General features: G+C 48.4%; 18 protein-coding genes and 3 tRNA genes. 16 read left to right on the plus strand and 5 right to left on the minus strand.

Annotation, left to right across the window (positions count from 1 at the left end; all coding sequences use genetic code 11):
- Positions 1 to 211: 211 nt before the first annotated feature.
- The 8 genes from pseB (at position 212) to HMPREF1705_RS07410 (ending at position 8,016) form a co-directional block, all read left to right on the plus strand.
- On the plus strand, positions 212 to 1,216 hold the full coding sequence (pseB, locus tag HMPREF1705_RS07375) for a UDP-N-acetylglucosamine 4,6-dehydratase (inverting) (RefSeq protein ID WP_057940828.1): 1,005 nt from the start codon (positions 212 to 214) through the stop codon (positions 1,214 to 1,216).
- A 2-nt stretch (positions 1,217 to 1,218) separates the two neighbouring features.
- Positions 1,219 to 2,412 carry a UDP-4-amino-4,6-dideoxy-N-acetyl-beta-L-altrosamine transaminase gene (gene pseC / locus HMPREF1705_RS07380; protein ID WP_242603563.1) on the plus strand — a complete coding sequence of 398 codons (1,194 nt, stop codon included), beginning with the start codon at positions 1,219 to 1,221 and terminating at the stop codon, positions 2,410 to 2,412.
- Positions 2,413 to 2,442: 30 nt separating this feature from the next.
- Complete coding sequence (locus HMPREF1705_RS07385) at positions 2,443 to 3,159, plus strand: cytidylyltransferase domain-containing protein (protein ID WP_242603565.1); 717 nt, start codon at positions 2,443 to 2,445, stop codon at positions 3,157 to 3,159.
- A complete protein-coding gene (pseG, locus tag HMPREF1705_RS07390) occupies positions 3,156 to 4,223 on the plus strand; it encodes a UDP-2,4-diacetamido-2,4,6-trideoxy-beta-L-altropyranose hydrolase (RefSeq protein ID WP_009201428.1) in 1,068 nt (355 codons plus the stop codon). The genes HMPREF1705_RS07385 and pseG overlap by 4 nt, the downstream gene beginning before the upstream one ends.
- Before the next feature lie 16 nt (positions 4,224 to 4,239).
- Complete coding sequence (locus tag HMPREF1705_RS07395; protein WP_009201427.1) at positions 4,240 to 5,214, plus strand: ATP-grasp domain-containing protein; 975 nt, start codon at positions 4,240 to 4,242, stop codon at positions 5,212 to 5,214.
- A 26-nt stretch (positions 5,215 to 5,240) separates the two neighbouring features.
- Positions 5,241 to 6,293 carry a pseudaminic acid synthase gene (gene pseI / locus HMPREF1705_RS07400; RefSeq protein WP_057940831.1) on the plus strand — a complete coding sequence of 351 codons (1,053 nt, stop codon included), beginning with the start codon at positions 5,241 to 5,243 and terminating at the stop codon, positions 6,291 to 6,293.
- 562 nt (positions 6,294 to 6,855) lie between these two features.
- On the plus strand, positions 6,856 to 7,809 hold the full coding sequence (locus HMPREF1705_RS07405; RefSeq protein ID WP_057940832.1) for an Rpn family recombination-promoting nuclease/putative transposase: 954 nt from the start codon (positions 6,856 to 6,858) through the stop codon (positions 7,807 to 7,809).
- Between the two features lie 132 nt (positions 7,810 to 7,941).
- Positions 7,942 to 8,016 (plus strand) — tRNA-Ala (locus HMPREF1705_RS07410).
- 72 nt (positions 8,017 to 8,088) lie between these two features.
- Here HMPREF1705_RS07410 and HMPREF1705_RS07415 read toward each other — a convergent pair.
- Both HMPREF1705_RS07415 and HMPREF1705_RS07420 read right to left on the minus strand, forming a co-directional pair.
- Positions 8,089 to 8,313 carry a type II toxin-antitoxin system HicA family toxin gene (locus tag HMPREF1705_RS07415; protein ID WP_009201424.1) on the minus strand — a complete coding sequence of 75 codons (225 nt, stop codon included), beginning with the start codon at positions 8,311 to 8,313 and terminating at the stop codon, positions 8,089 to 8,091.
- Positions 8,306 to 8,560 carry a type II toxin-antitoxin system HicB family antitoxin gene (locus tag HMPREF1705_RS07420; protein ID WP_040348141.1) on the minus strand — a complete coding sequence of 85 codons (255 nt, stop codon included), beginning with the start codon at positions 8,558 to 8,560 and terminating at the stop codon, positions 8,306 to 8,308. The genes HMPREF1705_RS07415 and HMPREF1705_RS07420 overlap by 8 nt, the downstream gene beginning before the upstream one ends.
- A 176-nt stretch (positions 8,561 to 8,736) precedes the next feature.
- Here HMPREF1705_RS07420 and speD point away from each other — a divergent pair, with 176 nt between their 5' ends.
- The 5 genes from speD (at position 8,737) to HMPREF1705_RS07445 (ending at position 13,645) form a co-directional block, all read left to right on the plus strand.
- Positions 8,737 to 9,192 carry an adenosylmethionine decarboxylase gene (gene speD, locus HMPREF1705_RS07425; protein ID WP_057940833.1) on the plus strand — a complete coding sequence of 152 codons (456 nt, stop codon included), beginning with the start codon at positions 8,737 to 8,739 and terminating at the stop codon, positions 9,190 to 9,192.
- Positions 9,193 to 9,216: 24 nt separating this feature from the next.
- Positions 9,217 to 10,308: a mechanosensitive ion channel family protein gene (locus HMPREF1705_RS07430; RefSeq protein ID WP_242603566.1), complete on the plus strand. Its 1,092-nt coding sequence runs from the start codon at positions 9,217 to 9,219 to the stop codon at positions 10,306 to 10,308.
- A 10-nt stretch (positions 10,309 to 10,318) separates the two neighbouring features.
- Complete coding sequence (locus HMPREF1705_RS07435) at positions 10,319 to 11,020, plus strand: HEPN domain-containing protein (protein WP_057940835.1); 702 nt, start codon at positions 10,319 to 10,321, stop codon at positions 11,018 to 11,020.
- A 105-nt stretch (positions 11,021 to 11,125) separates the two neighbouring features.
- The gene (locus HMPREF1705_RS07440) at positions 11,126 to 12,292 is read left to right on the plus strand and encodes a MalY/PatB family protein (protein ID WP_040348138.1); all 1,167 of its coding nucleotides are present in this window, start codon (positions 11,126 to 11,128) and stop codon (positions 12,290 to 12,292) included.
- A 24-nt stretch (positions 12,293 to 12,316) separates the two neighbouring features.
- Positions 12,317 to 13,645 carry an N-acyl-D-amino-acid deacylase family protein gene (locus HMPREF1705_RS07445; protein ID WP_009201418.1) on the plus strand — a complete coding sequence of 443 codons (1,329 nt, stop codon included), beginning with the start codon at positions 12,317 to 12,319 and terminating at the stop codon, positions 13,643 to 13,645.
- Here HMPREF1705_RS07445 and HMPREF1705_RS07450 read toward each other — a convergent pair whose 3' ends face one another.
- The 3 genes from HMPREF1705_RS07450 to HMPREF1705_RS07460 form a co-directional block, all read right to left on the minus strand.
- Positions 13,646 to 13,894 (minus strand): hypothetical protein, encoded by a 249-nt coding sequence (locus tag HMPREF1705_RS07450; RefSeq protein WP_009201417.1) that lies wholly within the window; start codon positions 13,892 to 13,894, stop codon positions 13,646 to 13,648.
- A gap of 24 nt (positions 13,895 to 13,918) precedes the next feature.
- A tRNA-Glu gene (locus tag HMPREF1705_RS07455) sits at positions 13,919 to 13,994 on the minus strand.
- 10 nt (positions 13,995 to 14,004) lie between these two features.
- Positions 14,005 to 14,079 (minus strand) — tRNA-Gln (locus HMPREF1705_RS07460).
- 153 nt (positions 14,080 to 14,232) lie between these two features.
- Here HMPREF1705_RS07460 and HMPREF1705_RS07465 point away from each other — a divergent pair.
- The 3 genes from HMPREF1705_RS07465 to HMPREF1705_RS07475 are packed head-to-tail and all read left to right on the plus strand — an operon-like array spanning position 14,233 to position 18,139.
- Positions 14,233 to 15,504: a class II fructose-bisphosphate aldolase gene (locus HMPREF1705_RS07465; protein WP_040348135.1), complete on the plus strand. Its 1,272-nt coding sequence runs from the start codon at positions 14,233 to 14,235 to the stop codon at positions 15,502 to 15,504.
- 35 nt (positions 15,505 to 15,539) lie between these two features.
- Positions 15,540 to 17,348 carry a ribonuclease J gene (locus HMPREF1705_RS07470; protein WP_009201415.1) on the plus strand — a complete coding sequence of 603 codons (1,809 nt, stop codon included), beginning with the start codon at positions 15,540 to 15,542 and terminating at the stop codon, positions 17,346 to 17,348.
- Positions 17,345 to 18,139, plus strand: a complete 795-nt coding sequence (locus HMPREF1705_RS07475; protein WP_009201414.1) for an undecaprenyl-diphosphate phosphatase — start codon at positions 17,345 to 17,347, stop codon at positions 18,137 to 18,139. Before HMPREF1705_RS07470 ends, HMPREF1705_RS07475 begins: the two co-directional genes overlap by 4 nt.
- Positions 18,140 to 18,164 lie beyond the last annotated feature (25 nt).

The following is an 18,164-nucleotide window of genomic DNA, read 5'->3' on the forward strand; positions in this document are numbered from 1 at the left end:
GGTTAAACCACATACACTTTTTGCTATTCAGGGCGAAAGTTTGTGTGTTTTAGTATTCAATGGTTACAGAGAAGTTTCTAAATTACTTGGATGCCAGCGGTAATTTTATAAGCTCAAAAGAGCGGCATCGTTGCTTATGAAAAATTGCAACGGTGCCGATAATTTATGTAGTATTTATATGCACTCGTCGTAACCCAGGAGGATAGTTGCAATGAATATAGATGGCAAAGTTGTTTTACTTACCGGCGGGACCGGGTCGTTTGGAAAAAAATTTACCCGCACACTCCTTGAAACCCAAAAGCCCAAGGCTGTAAGGATTTTTTCTAGAGGAGAATATTTGCAGTACCAGATGCGCCAAGAATTCGATGATGATCCTAGGCTAAGGTTTTTCATAGGAGACGTCAGGGACAGGGAGCGCGTATACCGTGCGATGAACGGCGTAGATATAGTCGTTCATGCCGCTGCCTTAAAGCAGGTCCCGACCTGCGAGTATAACCCCATCGAAGCCGTAAAGACCAATATCGACGGGTCGGCAAACGTCATAGATGCTGCAATAGATAACGGCGTTGAAAGGGTCATGGCCATCAGCACGGACAAGGCCGTGCAGCCCGTCAACCTCTACGGAGCTACAAAGCTTGTCGCGGAAAAGCTCTTCGTTCAGGCCAATGCCTACACTGGGAGCAGAAAGACTAAATTCAGCGTCGTTCGCTACGGAAACGTCGTGGGAAGCAGAGGAAGCGTGGTGCCTTTGTTTTTAACCCAGCGGGAAAAGGGCAGGATAACGCTTACCGACGAACGGATGACCAGGTTTTGGATCACCCTGGAGCAGGGGGTGTGTTTTGTCATCGACTGCATCGGCAGGATGCAGGGCGGTGAGATTTTTGTGCCCAAAATTCCAAGCATGCGCTTAGTTGACCTTGCTGACGTCTTGGCTCCGGGGATATGCAAGGAGACCATAGGCATACGTCCGGGCGAAAAACTTCACGAATGCCTGATTACGGCAGAAGAGGCAAGACACGCCAGAGAATATGATGGCTTTTACGTCATCGAACCGGAGCATTCCTTTTGGAAGAAGGATGACGACGACGGCGGTACGCCTTTGCCAGACGGTTTTTGCTATACCAGCGATAGCAACGGCTGGTGGCTTACGGGAGAAGAACTTAAAAACATGGTCGAAAGCCTGGACGACTACGCAAAACAAGGCAAGGTGGATTGAGCTTGGACGATAAAAATATTTTAGCTGTAGAGGGAGGTAGTCCCGTAAGAGTTACTCTCTTGCCTTACGGGCGTCAGTATATAGACGAGGACGATATAAAAGCGGTCGTCGACGTGCTGCGATCGGATTGGCTGACCACGGGGCCCAAAGTGGCGGAGTTTGAAAAGCGCTTTGCCGAAACGGTCGGGACTAAATATGCCGTCGCCGTAAACAGCGGCACGGCAGCCCTTCATGCCGCAGCCTTTGCTGCAGGCATAACTTCGGGAGACGAGGTCATAACGACGCCCATGACATTTGCTGCAAGCGCAAACTGTGTGCTTTACTGTGGGGGACGCCCCGTCTTTGCCGATGTTGAAGCTGACACGCTGCTTTTGGACCCTTCTTGTGTGGAGTCAAAGATATCGCCCAAAACTAAGGCGATAATTGCAGTAGATTACGCCGGTCAACCCTGCGATTACGATGCCTTAAAAAAACTTTCCGATGAACACGGTCTTATCCTCATAGCCGATGCCTGCCATGCGCTGGGTGCTACGTACAAAGACCGTAAGGTCGGAACGCTTGCCGATATGACCGTCTTCAGCTTTCATCCCGTAAAGCACATAACTACAGGCGAAGGCGGCATGGTAGTAACAGATAATCCTGATTTTGCCGTAAAATTGCGTGCCTTTAGAAACCACGGCATTACCACGGACCACAGAGAGCGTGAGGTAAGTGGCTCATGGTTTTACGAGATGGCCGAACTGGGCTACAACTACAGGTTGCCCGACATAAACTGCGCCTTGGGATTAAGCCAGTTAAAGAAGCTCGATAAATTCGTGGCAAGAAGAAGGCAAATAGCTGCCCTTTACGATTCGGCCTTTGTTGATATGCCCGCACTTTCTCCATTAGCCCAACGGGACGACAGAAAGTCTTCGTATCATCTTTACGTAGTTAGGCTTAATTTAAGCAAGCTTAACGCGAGTCGCCTTCAGGTGTTTGGCGCCCTGCGGGCCGAAAACATCGGCGTTAACGTGCACTATATTCCCCTTTATTGGCATCCTTATTACAATAAGTTGGGTTACAGAAAAGGTTTGTGTCCTGTGGCGGAGAAGGCTTACGAAGAAATCGTTACGCTTCCCTTGTTTCCTGCGATGAGTGACAGTGACGCCGAGGATGTTATAAAAGCAGTTAAAAAAGTGCTTAAGCATGTACGCTGAATAAATTAAAGCCTTTTGGGGTGAATGAACATGACTCGCATAGTAGCTATAATTCAAGCCCACATGGGAAGCACGCGCCTACCGGGTAAAGTGTTAAAGGGTTTGGCAGGAAAACCTGTGCTTACCAGAGTCGTAAACCGCGTGCGAAGGGCTAACTTGCTGGACGAGGTCGTCGTGGCAACCACGACAAAGCCCGGAGACGATGTCCTGGTAGACATGTGCAAAAGCGAAGGCTGGTCTTGGTTTCGCGGAAGCGAAGAGGATGTGTTGGACCGTTATTACAAGGCGGCAAAACAGTTTTCTGCCGATGTGGTCGTTCGTATCACATCGGACTGTCCTTTGATAGAGCCTGAAGTTACTAATTTGGTGATTAAAGAATTCATCGAGACAAAACCGGATTATGCACATACCCGTAATTATCCGCGCGGACTTGATACAGAGGTCTTTGGCTTTGGCGTTTTGGAACGAATATGGCATGAGGACAAAAACCCCGCTTGGCGCGAGCATGTTACGCCTTATATTTACCGCCATCCAGAAAAATTTAGCATAAAGGACGTTTGCTACGATGAAGATCTGTCTTTCATGCGCTGGACGGTGGACACCCAGGAAGATCTGGAATTCGTCCGCCGCATTTACGACCATTTTGGGCACGATTTGTTCTCCTGGCGCGAGGTGCTAGATTTGTTAAAAGAACACCCCGAATGGCTTGAGATTAATAAACACATTGTGCAAAAGACACTGCCATGAGTTTGGTAGACAATCACGTTTTATTGGTACGCGTCGACTCCGGCATAAATATAGGTAGCGGCCATGTAATGCGCTGTCTTGCCCTGGCTCAGGCTTGGCAGGATGGCGGTGGAGATGTGGTGTTTGTCTTAGCACCGAAATCACCTAACGCAGAAGCAAGACTCACTGCCGAAGGGTTTGAGGTCCTTTATATAAACGCGAAGCCAGGCAGTGCGGAGGATGCGCGTTTGACGACGAAACTGGCGCATAAATATGGGGCATCATGGGTCGTTGTTGACGGATATCACTTTGGCGGAGATTATCAAAAGATCATAAAAGAAGCAGGCTTAAATCTTTTGTTCATCGACGACTACGGACATGCAGACTATTACCCGGCCGACATAGTCTTAAACCAAAACATACATGCCGACGAAAATCTTTACTTAAACAGGGCTTCTTATACGAAACTTTTGCTTGGAACCCGCTACGTGCTCTTAAGGCGTGAGTTTTTAAGCTGGCAAGGTTACAAGCGGGAAATACCAAAGATTGCCCATAAGATGCTTGTCACGATGGGGGGAAGCGACCCGCAAAACGTTACGCTAAAGGTGCTTCAGGCGTTAAAAAATATCGACATAGACGGCTTTGAAGCACTTTGCGTAGTTGGCGGCAGCAATCCTCACTACGGTGCCTTAATAGATTTTGTTGAAACTGCAAATTTGCCTGTTCGCATCGAAAGAGACGTTAAAGATATGTCTCAGCTGATGGCCTGGGCTGATGTGGCTATAACGGCAGGCGGCACAACCTGTTGGGAACTGGCGTTTATGGGGGTACCGTTCATTATTGTGGTTCTTGCAGAAAATCAACGATTGGCAGCTGAATATCTTGACAATCTTGGTTATGCCGTGAACTTAGGATGGTATTGTAACCTATCGCTGTCAGATTTAAATGAAGTTATCATGAGTTTATTGCTAGATAAAAAACGTAGGATTGATATGTCTTGGCTTGGACAGGTATCAATCGATGGTAGCGGTGACAAAAGAATAGTAAATCTTTTAACCAGAAGTTTAGCGAATTATGAATGTTAAGTGAGGACAACGCTCGATGAACGTCCTAATCACCAGCGTTTCCCGTAAGGTATCGCTCGTAAAAGCCTTTCGCCGGGCTTTAAGCGAAGAAGGCGGGGGAAAAGTAATAGCAATAGACGCAAGCCCAAAGTCCGCAGCGCTGTATTTTGCGGATATGGCATACATTGTCCCGACAGGTTTGGGTGAAAACTTTCGTGAGATAGTGCAGAATATTTGCGTTAGGCACGAGATTAAACTTCTCATACCTACGAGGGACGAAGAGCTGCCCTTCTTTGCCCGGGAGCTGGGAAGGCTGAAAGATATAGGTGTATGCGTGATGGTTTCAAGCTCGCATACTATTAAAGTATGTCAGGACAAAGGTCTGTTCGTTGAATTTTGTTTGAAACACGGCTTTTCAGCGCCTAAAACTTATAAAGAAACGGATATAGATTTAGATTTCCCCCTTTTCGTCAAGGACAGGTTTGGCAAGGGAAGCAAAGGCGCGTTTCGCGTGAATTCAAAACCTGAACTGGATTACTTTTTAAGCCGTCTAAAGGACCCGATCGTTCAGGAATATGTTGAGGCACCGGAATATACCGTTGATCTGTTTGCGGATTTCGCGGGTAATATATTGAGCGTAGTTCCCCGTCAGCGATTGTCGGTATTTGGAGGTGAGTCGTTCATAGGCAGGACGTGCAAAAATTGGGATATAATTAACGAATCGATGCGCTTGGCCAAAGCCTTAAATTTAATCGGCCATAACACTATTCAATGTTTCTTGCATAACGGAGAAGTAAAGTTCATAGAAGTCAATCCCCGCTACGGAGGGGCAGCAAACCTTGGCTTCGCTGCCGGTACGTTTACGCCTCGAATGCTTGTGCGCCTTGTTTTAGGCAGAGAAGTCAAACCATGTGTCGGAGATTTTAAGGATAATCTGTATATGCTTCGTTACACCGACGATATCTTTGTTGATGAAGATAAAATGAAACAAATTGCGCATTTTATCGAATAGATGGAATGTGAAAGGAGCCGGGGTAAATGGGTACAACTTTTGCAATTAATAATCGTGATATAGGACCTGGTTATCCTACCTACATAATTGCCGAGATGTCGGCTAACCACAGTCAGTCTTTCGAGCAGGCCGCGGAAACCGTACACGCTGCCAAGGCGGGAGGGGCTGACGCTATAAAGCTTCAAACATATACCCCCGATACCATGACCGTTAAATCGGATTCTCCCCTTTTTTGTCATAAATCCGGTAGCCTTTGGGAGGGCAAATCTCTTTACGACCTTTATTCCGAAGCCTATATGCCCTGGGAATGGCAGCCCAGACTAAAGGAGATAGCAAACGATATGGGACTTGACCTGTTTTCTACCGCCTTCGATCCGACGGCCGTTGATTTTTTGGAGGAAATGAACGTCCCTGTTCACAAGGTGGCTTCCTTTGAGATCGTCGATATCCCATTGATCGAAAAGATGGCCAAAACGGGAAAGCCTTTGATAATTTCCACCGGCATGGCAACTTTGGCTGAAATAGATGAAGCCGTAACCGCGGCCAAAAGGGCAGGAGCTACACAAATTGCTCTGCTTAAGTGCAACAGCGCATATCCGGCGCCCCCTGAGGAGATGAATTTGCGCACGATACCTCACATGGCCGAGGGCTTTGGCGTACCCGTAGGGCTGTCCGACCATACCCTGGGCATAGAAGTGCCCATTGCTGCCGTTGCTATAGGAGCCTGCATAATAGAAAAACACTTCACATTGTCACGCGATATCCCAAGCCCTGACAGGGCATTTTCCATAGAACCTCACGAGCTTAAGGCTTTGGTCGATGCCGTAAGGAGGGCCGAAAAGGCCTTAGGCAGGGTTTACTACGGCGTCAGCGAAAAGGAAACGCAAAGCAGGGTCTTTAGGCGATCCTTGTTTGTGGTAAAGGACATGAAAGCCGGCGAAACCTTTACCGAAGAAAACGTACGTTCCATCCGCCCCGGCTACGGCCTCCCTCCCAAATTTTTAAAGGAAGTTTTAGGCCGAAAATCCGCACGGGACATAAAATGCGGGACACCGCTTTCGTGGGATTGCATATCGTAAACCCCAAATATTTTCACTCGACCACTTCTTCATAGGGAGGATGCTTCATCTCCCGCTCTAAGGGGGCCGTATTTTGATTATAAAAAGAAGGTGAAGGGGGTTCGCTGGCTTTTCCTGGATAAAGGGCAGCTTTCCAGGAGTCCTGGGGTTTTTCTGCGACTCGATGGCACTGCGGAAGTTCCCCTGAATCTTGTTCTTTAGATCTAGTTATATTGGATATAGTTATGTGGCCGTCCTGCGACCCGGGGTGGGTTTTTTGGCGACCCCCCTCTGCGCTTGAGGAAACCCGGGTGCGGTTTTCTCGCGGCAGGAGGGTGTGCGTGAACCCCGGGGTCGGATCTTTAATCTTGAATTTTAGTATAACAGCTTGACGATGCTGCCAAAATGCTTAATTGTTTCTTTTGTATATAAATGCCCAAGGCTTAATTTAGAGTAAAGATCAAGTTACCTTCGATGTTTTTTGTGATATCATTAGCAAATAATACAACATATGTCAGCTTTTAGCATTTTCATGCCTTGATTGCTGTATTAAAATCATCTTCAACCAAAGGAGGTTTCTCTAGTGCCAAAAGACGACCTAAGGCCCAAAGACCCCCACGACAGGCTATTTAAAAGGGTAATGTCAGAGGAAGCAAACGTAAGACAATTTATAAAGGAGTTTCTTCCAAAAGACATTTCAAGCCAGATAGATTTAAAGGAAATGAAACTAATTCCCACAGAAAAGATCAAAGGCTATAACAAATACTACATGGACATAGCTGTTGAATGCTATATATCAGACACAAAAGGACAGCTTTACTTCGTATTTGAACATAAGTCATATCCTGACTCCGGAGTTTTACTTCAAATATTAAGCTATATGACCGTAACGTGGGATGAACAGAGAAAGAAAAACGTACCACTTACACCTGTAATTCCCGTAGTCATCTATCACGGCTTTTCAAGCTGGAACATAACGACTCATTTTCAAGGACAGTTTCAAAATATAGGTGAATCCATAAAACCTTACATCCCTGAATTCAATTATGTACTAGTAGACTTAACTCAAATTCCTAACGACGAGATAGAACAAAAGGCAAAGTCCACCCCCTTTTTGATGGGAAGTTTACTCTTGATGAAGCTTGTAGCCTTACATGACATAGAGGGAATCATAAGGATAGCTGTTATAATAAAGCTGTCTGAAGAAGAAAGGATAATACTGATCCTATATTTATTTTACACACTCGACGTAGACCAAGACACCATGCAACGGATAGTAAAAGAACTTGGAGGTGAAAAAGTTATGCCGTCTTTTGCAGAAAAGCTGATAAAACAAGGGGAAGAAAGAGGCGAGATTAGAGGTACAATCAAAGGCAAACAAGATGTGCTTATAAAACTGTTGCGCCGAAAATTCGGTCTGTCGTCTTCTGACGAAAAGATAATCCACTCCGTTACCGACGAAGTTAAACTCGACGCTGCGATCGAAGCCATATTTGACGCCAAATCCAAGGAGGAAGTGCTTAAAATATTAGGTTAAAAATTTTGGGTTCGCATCTTGAATATTAATATTAAGCACTGCTTTCTATGAGAATGCAATAAGTCAGTATAAAAAATTTCAAAATTCCCGTTGACAAAAGCCCGGTCCATTCCCTATAATGGGCACTGTTCTGGGGCTGTGGCGCAGAGGGAGCGCGCTTCCTTGGCATGGAAGAGGTCAGGGGTTCGAATCCCCTCAGCTCCACCAGTGAAAATTAAGCCTCTTTTTCGCAGGCAAAGGCGAGAAAGAGGCTTTTCCTTATGTAAAGAATGTCAGAATCTATTTATCATTTTCCAACCATTCTTCCCTTGTGATTCCGGCTTGTTTCAAAATTCGAGTCAACAGATCGACGCTTATTTCCTTTCTATGTGGATTGGGGATAGTTAAAACTAAATCTCCTTTGATCATATACGGATGTTTTCCACCAGTATATGGACCGTCGAAACCAAATTTTCGTAGCATTCCCACCAAGTCATGCCACGCAATCGGCACAAGTTTAGCCATTAGCTGCAAATCCTTTCGGCTCAGTTATGCAATACTGTCCTATTGGAGGGATTGCAAGTCCTCGTTGCAGCCTTATAATTATCCAGCCCTCGAGAGCTTCCTTTAAGTTGCGCCTGCATTCTTCTAAGGTCTTTCCCGTGGCCCAGACACCTTTTAACTGAGGAATGGCGCCATAGTATGGCTCGTCGTCCTCGATAATCTCGTATTCAGCTCTTTCTAATGCTGCATCGATATATTCTGTAAGCATCCCTTTCACCTCCAAGGCTGGAAACATCTTTACTTTTTTATTATACAATGAGCTTTGTTACGCAGACTTTCCTGTGTTTAATTTAAATCGAACATGCGAAAAGTCTTTTTATATCCGCTCCTTTGTATTAAACTTAAAACCGATTCGTGAACAATAAACAAAGGGGGGTGTTTTGCATGAATCCGAGGGGACATCACTATATCGTTGAAGCCTCCGGCTGTGCGGAAGTTATTGGGGAAGTCGACAAGATGCAGGAAATCCTCGTCGAAGCGGCGCGCCGTGCGAACGCTCAGGTATGGGCCGTTTCCTTTCACCGCTTTCCACCGAACGGGGTAAGCGGCGTGGTGGTGATAAGCGAGTCTCATCTGTCCTTACACACATGGCCTGAGCTTGAATATATGGCCTTGGACATATACACCTGCGGAAGCGATACCCGACCCGACGTGGCAGTGGACTATGTATTGGAGAAAGTGAAGGCAAAACACACCCACGTTACGGAAATAACTCGAGGTCTTGATGACGGAGATCGGGAATTTTATCACTCTCTCATAACCTGGGAGGAACAACTTCGTCAAAACGACGATGGGCAGAAGGATAAGAAGCCCAAGTCCAAGGATCAGGAAATTCTTTAGCCTTTACCAAAGGAGGTCATGTCGATGGATACTATTATTTGGGGCAACAGCGTGGGGGCATGGATAGTTGCCCTTGTTGTTGGTGTTGTTTCTTTTTTCTTATTTTACTACTTGAAAAAGATAGCCGATAAATATATCTCTTTTCTCTTTTCTCGACGGCCAACTACGGCCATTAGCCTGGTTTTGGACCTTGTAAGACAGATAAACGTATACTTTTTGATCCTCCTTGCCATACTCGCGGGTTCTTCCTTTCTTTCCCTGCCACTGAGGCTATCCAGGGCCATCTCCATGTTGGTGGTTCTTTTTTTGCTCTTACAGGTTGGGCTCTGGGGTAATAAGGCGATCAACTTTTGGCTGACGTCGAATATAAAAAGAAAGGTCGAAAAGGACCCCTCGGCGGCAACCATGCTTTCGGCCCTTGGCTTCATGGGAAGGCTCCTTTTTTGGGGGATAATAATTTTAATCGCTCTGCAGAATATGGGCATAGAAGTATCGGCTCTGGTTGCAGGCTTAGGGATAGGCGGTATCGCCGTAGCTTTGGCGGCCCAGAACATATTGGGCGACCTTTTCGCTTCCTGGTCGATAGTGTTGGACAAGCCCTTTTTGGTGGGCGACTTCATAATCATAGACGGCTATTTGGGAACGGTGGAGCACATTGGCCTTAAGACGACGAGATTGCGCAGCCTGACCGGGGAACAGCTCATATTTTCCAACTCCGACTTGTTGAAGTGCAGAATACGAAACTACAAGCGCATGCAAGAGAGGCGCATCGTCTTCTCCTTTGGAGTGCTCTACGAAACCCCCCTTGAAAAGCTTAAAGAAATCCCCGACATAGTCAAAAATATAATCACTTCGATAGAAAACGCCCGCTTTGACAGGGCGCACTTTGCAAGCTACGGCAACTTTTCGCTGAACTTCGAGGTGGTTTACTACGTTCTCTCTCCCGATTACACTGTCTACATGGACATCCAGCAGAGGATAAACTTTGCCCTTTTTGAGGAGTTTAAAAAGAGGGATATAGTCTTTGCCTACCCGACTCAGACGATCTACGTCTCCGGAGCCGAGCCGATAAGCGTATCCCTGAAAGGTCAACCTGCTTCAGAGGGATCGGAATAGGAGGAGCGATATGGAGGAAATAATTCGCTCCATCGCAGAAATGATAAGACGTAAGTTCAACCCTCTTAAAATCATTCTTTACGGCTCCTACGCCAGGGGCACCCAGACTTGGGACAGCGACGTCGATTTTCTCATCGTAGTCGAAAAGGAAGTGAACAAGCGGGATGTGGCGGTGGCCATGCGCGCTGCCTTGAGCGATTTTCCTTGCGGGAAAGATGTGGTAATCGCCACACCTGAAGAGTTGGCCGTTAAAGGCAGCATTCCCGGAACCCTGCTTTATTCTATGTTAAAGGAGGGTAAGGTCCTGTATGAAGATATGACTCCTTATATCGAAGAAGCCCGTATCTGGCTGGGCTGTGCCTCCGACGACTTAAGTGCCGCGAAAAAATTGCTGGACTTGGGCTTTTATCGCCACGCCTGCTGGCTGTCCGCCATGGGTGCCGAGAGGGCGTTAAAAGCCCTCTTAATTTCAAATGGTATCCCCTTTCCGCGAAGCCATGACTTAAACGCCCTTTACAAGCTCATTTCCGAACATATATCTGTCGAAAGCCTGAAGCTTGACTCCCTAGAGCTTGCGAAGTTTTCCGAATGGGCCGTTGAGGCGGGGCATCCCGGGGACTGGCCGGCCATTACTCCTCGGGAAGCCGAAAATGACGTTGCCTCCGCCGAGAGGATTGTCGAAGCCATTACCAAGGCCTTCGGAAAGCTTTAGAATTTTTAAATACATTTTAAAATAATCGTAATCATGCTAAGCTATGGGCGGCGTTAGTGCGATAAGGGTTGAAGGATCGTTAGTCCAAAGAAGAGGGGGATGGAAATGTCCAAATACGATTTTGACGAGGTCTTGGACCGCAGGGGAACCTGTAGCGAAAAGTGGGACGGGTTGCTCGATAACTTTGGGGCTGAAGATCTGCTTCCCATGTGGGTGGCTGACATGGACTTCAAGTCTCCTCCTAAGGTAGTGGAGTTTTTTGTCGAGAGATCAAAGCATGGCGTATTCGGCTATCCTTCCAAGGGCAAGTCTTACCATGACGTGATAGTCGATTGGGTTTCAAAGCGCCACGGCTGGGAAATAAAAAGGGAGTGGATAGTTGACGTTCCCAGTGTCATGCCTGGCATCGCCGCAAGCCTGCTTGCCCTTACCTCCAAAGGCGACGGAGTCGTCGTGCAACCTCCCGTATATCCTCCCTTCTTTGAGGTGACGGGATCCCTTGACAGGAAAGTCTTGCCCAATTTCCTGGTTGAGGACGAAGGTTGGCATATGAACCTGAAAAACCTCGAGAAAGTTCTTCCTTCGGCCGAGGCGTTACTCTTTTGCAACCCCCACAACCCGGTTGGCAGGGTCTGGACCGAGGATGAACTTTCTGCCCTTTCGCACCTTTGCGCAAAGGCCGAAATTCCGATCATTTCCGACGACATACATTGCGATTTCGTCTACCCCGGAAGGAAGTACATACCCATGGCATCGCTGAACCACGAGGCCATGATGAACAGCATCACATTTATGTCGGCCAGCAAGACCTTCAATATTGCGGGATTTAAAAACGCCTACGCCATAGTTCCAAATCCCGAGATGAGAGAAAAGCTTACCAAGGTGCTAAGAGGCCTTCATTTCGGTTCGGGAGACCTTTTTGGTATACTGGGCCTTGAGAGGGCTTACAAATACGGGAGGGATTGGCTCGATGAGCTGATACTTTATCTGGAGAAAAATCGCGATTTTGCCCTCCCGATCCTGCGAGAGGCGGGCATAGATGTCGTAAAGCCCGAGGGAACGTACCTGCTTTGGCTTGATTTCAGAAAATTAGGCTTAAAGCAGGAGGAGTTAATGGACTTTCTCGTCAGGAAGGCGAAGTTGGCCTTAAACGACGGCTCCGCTTTCGGGTCAAACGGAATCGGTTTTGCCAGGATGAACATAGGCTGTCCGAGAAATACGCTTTCGGAAGGCCTAAAAAGGCTGACGGAAGCTTTGTCCGAAATACGTTGAATCCCATTGGGGCAAGGAGGAAGGATGAAGTTGGATCTTTTGATACTCGACGGATCTGTCGTAGATCCGGAAAAGCTCGAGATATACAAGGCAAATATAGGCGTTGAAGGCGACAGCATAGTTTACGTCGGAAGCGATGTTCCCACGGATGCCAAGGTTACGATCGACGCTAAGGGGCTTTACGTCTCGCCGGGTTTTATAGATACTCACGTTCACGACGAAAAGCTCGATGAAGACGACGTCGAAAGGGCTCTGCTTCTTCAGGGCGTTACCACGGCTGTGGCAGGAAACTGCGGATTGGGCCCCATTTTAAGCGATGAGCTTTTGTCGAAACCTCGCTATATGAGAATTGGTTTTTTTACGGGCCATCAGACCTTGAGGCAAGAAGTGGGGCTAAACGACGTATACATGCCTGCCGATTCCAAGGCCATAAAAGAGATGGTCGAGATCTTAAAGCAGGAGTTGTCCAAGGGCAGCTTTGGCCTTTCTCTCGGACTTGAATACGTTCCTGGGGCAAGTTACAGCGAGATAAGCGAGCTTGCCAAGGTGGTAGGGCAATACGACAAGAAGTGGGTCTCGATACACATAAGATACGACGGCGAAAGATCGCTTGAAGGCGTTAAGGAAGCAATATCCCTCGCAAGCGAGTGCGACGTCAGGGTGCAAATATCCCATTTGGCCAGCATGGCTTCCTTCGGATGTCTCGAAAAGGCCCTTGAGATGATAGAGGAGGCTAAGCCTCACGCCGACGTTACCTTCGATTCCTATCCCTACAGGGCATTTTGCACTCGTATCGGATCTGCCGTCTTCGATCCTGGATTTGAGAAGCGGTGGAAAAAGGGTTTTTCCTCGCTTCAGATTGCCTCGGGGAAAAACAGGGGCAAAAGGCTGACGCAGGAACTTTACGTCAAACTTAGAAAAGAAGAACCCGACACCCTGATCATAGCCCACGTCATGAACGAGGAGGAAGTAAAGGTCGCTTTGAAGCACCCCGATTGTATGATAGCCTCCGACGCACTCATGGAAAATGGCCAGGGTCATCCCCGCGCCTACGGCACCTTCCCAAAGGCCTTCAGGATCCTTTTAAAGGAAGGGCTTTCCTGGCCCGAGATCGTGCGCAAGGCGACCTCTCTTCCTGCCAAGGCGTCTTGGCTTGAGGACAGGGGGGTAATCAAGCAAGGCTGCAAGGCCGATCTAGTCGTTTTTCATCCGAAAAAGATAGTGGATTGTGCCACCTTTAAAGAGCCTAACCTTCCGCCAAAGGGGATAGAATACGTGGTCTTAGGCGGTAAAATTGCGGTACAAAAGGGGGTGCTTTTCGAACCCAAGGGAGAAGTGATGTTGCGGAGGTGATCAATCTCCGTTCATCAGAATCCAGGGCCCTTCTTCGTCCTTCTCTCGGGAAGGGTCGTATATCCAGAGCTTACCGGAAGAAGAGTCGAACTTCATCATTCCGTCGTCGTTTATGATTAGTTTATACCTATCGGGGTGGGCAAATAAAGCGTTTCCCAAGTTTACGGAGAACCCTACGACGATACCTAGGGTGAAACTTATTATGATGATTATCGTTATAAGACCTATAGAGAGGTAGTTTTTGGCCATCTTTGAAATGCCCCTAAAGAAAAATGGCAGCCCCAAGGGGATTCGAACCCCTGTTGCCGGACTGAGAACCCGGAGTCCTAGACCTCTAGACGATGGGGCCGCTTTGAATTTGGCTGGGGGAGGTGGACTCGAACCACCACTACATGATCCAGAGTCATGCGTCCTGCCAATTAGACGATCCCCCAACTTCTCTTTGGCGAAAGCTATGTTATCATGACTTCAGCTGCAGTGCAAGGGGCTTGTTGAAAATCTTTTAAGGACGGATTTTGTTTTGCGTGTTACAATTTATTCGCTCCCAATTTCAGAGAGGGCGAAAAGTAAAGCAGGAGGTGTATCAATTGAAGACGGAAAGTCTGTCTTACAAAGAATTGCTCAAGAAAAGACCGTTAAACGTGCAAGCCATATATGGAGACGAACCAGTAGCGCTGGTAAGCGGAAGGGATATCATCGAGGCGGCGAGGAAAAAGGGAGCCGTCATATTGGCTGCCAACGCTAGAAACCCCCTGACAGTAAAGGGAGTATTGCAAGCTGCTAAGAAACTTAATTCTGCTGTTTTGATCGAGCTTGCCAAGTCGGAATCCACCTATTGCGGGTGCACTTATGACAACGTGCCCGATTATGCGGTAAAGTATTCGAAGGAATTGGGGCACGGCGTGGTATTCGGTCTCCATGTGGATCATTACGCCATTAAATCCATTTCCGACGTATATAAGGCCATAGCCCATTTGAGGCAGATCGTAGAGCGAGGCTGGACATCCGTCGCCGTTGACGCCTCTCACAATCCCGACTGGGAAAACCTGACTTTCACCCGTGACGTGGCTCAGCATATACCGGCCTACCTTGGGTTGGAAGTCGAGGTGGGAGAGATAAAAGGAGCGGGAGAACTGACGACCGTGGAAGAGGCCTTGTTTTTCGTGGGCGGTCTCAACTCATGGTGTATATTCCCCGACCTGCTTGCCATTTCAAATGGAAGCATGCACGGCACCTATGACAAGACTGCCGGACAGATAGAGGGGATAGATTTAAATCGCACGAAGGAGATAGCCGATGCCGTCGCTCGTTACGGCGTTTCCATAGCCCAGCATGGCATATCTGGAACGCCCTTCGACAAGGCTTCGATGTTCTCGAAATACGGCATTAACAAGGGAAATGTAGCGACACTGTGGCAAAATATCGTTTTCGGGCTGGAGATGGAGCCCGAGACGGGCAACGCCGTCATAAAGGACGGCTCCTACGTCAAGGATCCCAACAGGGGCATTCCAGTGGAGCTTTGGAATAAAATAGTTGCCTGGGCCGACGAACAGGGCTTCAACAGGAAATCCGGTGACTACAAGAAGGCGAACAAGCCCTTCCACGACCAAATAATGGCCCTGCCGGAAGAGATACAGGAGCGGATTGTGGCCGAGACGGAGGAGTGGGCGACCAAGTTTATAAAGGCCTTTGGAAGCGAAGGCACGGCGGAGTTGGTCTTGGAGGTAGCGTCTTCCAGGAGGGATTACAATTCCACGCCCGAGCGAAAGATCTACCATTCGAGGAGCGAATTTGCTCCCGAGAAGGCTCCCGATGCAAACAGGGAGAAGAAGAAAGACGATAAAGATTATTCAGATTAAAAACGACGAGAAAGAGCTTACGGACTGCGTAGGCTATGGAGGGAGACTTTGTCGCCCTCCATTTTGACGTGGAGGTGAAATATTTGGTGCAAAAAAACGCGACAAAGCGCAGAAGGCGTTCGCCGGACGAGCGCAAAAGCGCTTCTTTGAAGTTTATTCCCCTGGGAGGTGTCAGTGGAATAGGCAAGAATATTAGTGTCCTGGAATATGGCGACGATATCCTGGTAATCGATTGCGGGCTTATGTTTCCAGACGAGGAGATGTTGGGTGTCGATTTCGTGATACCCGACCCGGCCTACCTTTTGGCCAACAAGGAAAGGATAAGGGGGATGGTAATCACCCACGGACATGATGACCACATAGGGGCTTTACCCTACATCCTCCCGGAGCTGGACTGCCCTATTTACGCTACCAGGCTCACTCTGGGGCTTATAAGAAGCAGGATGGAAGAGAGGGCTCCAAAATACGAGCTTAAAGCTAAAGAAATCCAGGCGGGAGACGTGATCGATCTAGGCTGTTTCAAGGTTCAGCCCTTCAGCGTATGCCATTCCATTCCTGACGGCGTAGGCTACGCCATCCACACTCCCTTGGGCGTGGTGCTTCATACAGGGGATTTCAAGCTCGACCCAACCCCAATAGACGGAAGGGCGACGGATTATGCCCTTCTTGCATCCCTGGGCACGAAGGGCGTGCTTTTAATGCTGTCGGATTCTACAAACGTGGAGCGCGACGGCTTCACCCCTTCGGAGCGAATGGTGGGAAAAACGATGGAGCAGACTTTCAGACTTTACAAGAACAAGCGAATCATCATCTCTTCCTTTGCCAGCAATCTCCACAGGGTTCAGCAGGTCATAGAGACGGCGGTAAGGTTTAACCGAAAGGTGGCCCTAATAGGAAGGAGCATGATAGCGAACGTCGCCAGGGCTAGGGAATTGGGATATATGGACGTCGATGATGACGTGTTCATCCAGCCCTCGGAGATCGAAGGCTTTCCCAACAACAGGTTAGTGGTCATAACGACGGGAAGCCAGGGAGAGCCCTTTTCGGGGCTGGTGCTCATGAGCCGCGGAGACCACAGGTTCATCAAGCTAGGACCTAAAGACCTGGTGGTCATAAGCGCTCTCCCCATTCCGGGAAACGAGAGGCTCGTCCACCGAACGATAAACGATCTCTTCAAGCAGGGATGCGAGGTTATATACGAGGCGGAACAGAATATACATGTCTCGGGGCATGCCTCTCGGGAAGAGCTTAAGATGATACTGAGCCTTATAAAGCCCTCCTATTTCGTTCCCCTACACGGCGAATACAGGCATCTCGTGAAGCATAAGCAGCTTGCCGAGGAGATGGGGGTGCCCGCCAAAAATGCCTTCGTCATGGAGGAAGGAGATGTATTAAGTATCACAAAAAGGCAGGCCAGGATCTCGGGCAAAGTCCCGGCCGGGGCCTACATTGTGGACGGTCGCACCTACGGAGATTTGAAGGGGGGGCTCCTTGGCGAGAGAAAGGACTTGGCCGAAGAGGGAGTCTTCTGTATATCGGTGGTGCTGGATTCGTCAGGCAACGTAATCGCCCCACTTTCAATTGAAAGCAGGGGTTTTCTGCATCGCGTCGATGCAGACGAACTTTACCGTCAGATAGAAGATGCCGTGGAAAAGGCCGTGAAAGCTTTCGCCCGCGAAAAACGCGATAGAAAGGATGAGGACCTGGCCTCTCGCATCAGAAGTGCGATAAAGGGCGTGTTGAGAAGATATTCCCTTTCTTCTCCCGTGATATTAGTCTTGGTCAACGAAGTGAAGGAAAATGCAATTTTGTCGGGGCTTGCCGGAAGGGAGTTTGCGAAATGAGCGCCCTTCATTCATTAGTCCTCGCTGTGCTTCAGGGCGTCACGGAGTTTTTGCCCGTCAGCAGCTCGGGACATCTGGCCCTGGCGCAGCACCTGTTCAATCTCGAGGAACAACCTCTCGTCTTTGATGTCTATCTTCATTTTGCTACTATGATGGCAACGATTGTCTATTTCTTTTTTGATATTGTCGGGCTTTTGAAAGAATGGATCCTGGGCTTGTTTTTCAGGGAACGAAGAAAAAGCGCGGGCTGGACATACGGTTGGGCAGTAATATTGGGAAGCTTCCTGACGGCCGTCGTTGCTTTCGCCCTGGAAGATGTGGCCACGAAGGCCTTTGGCCTTCCCCTGGCGGTATCCTGCGGGTTGGTTGTGACGGCCTCTCTTTTGAGGTGGGCCGGCCGCATTCCGGCGGGAAACAGAGAAGTAAGCCTCTGGACGGGGCTTGCGGCGGGGCTTGCCCAGGGGCTGGCCGTGATGCCCGGGATTTCGCGGTCGGGAAGCACCATAGTGGCTTCTCTCATGACGGGCGCGAAGAGAGAGGAAGCCTTTAGGTTTTCCTTTTTGCTGTCTCTTCCAGCTATAATGGGAGCTACTCTCCTTGAAGGAATGAAGGCGTCGAAAATGGGAACTTCTCTTCCCGACGGCTGGCTTTTAGCCTGCACTGTGGCCTTTGTTTGCGGACTTTTGTCGCTTCATTTGATGAAAAGAGTTGTGATATTCGGAAAGTGGAAATATTTTGCTCTCTACTGTCTTTTGGTGGCGGCTTTAGGGTTTGCGATCGGCATTATTTAGTCTAATCACCCCTTGTCGGAAGGAG

Origin of the sequence: Acetomicrobium hydrogeniformans ATCC BAA-1850 (genome assembly GCF_000160455.2) — a bacterium.
Taxonomy (GTDB): domain Bacteria; phylum Synergistota; class Synergistia; order Synergistales; family Acetomicrobiaceae; genus Acetomicrobium; species Acetomicrobium thermoterrenum.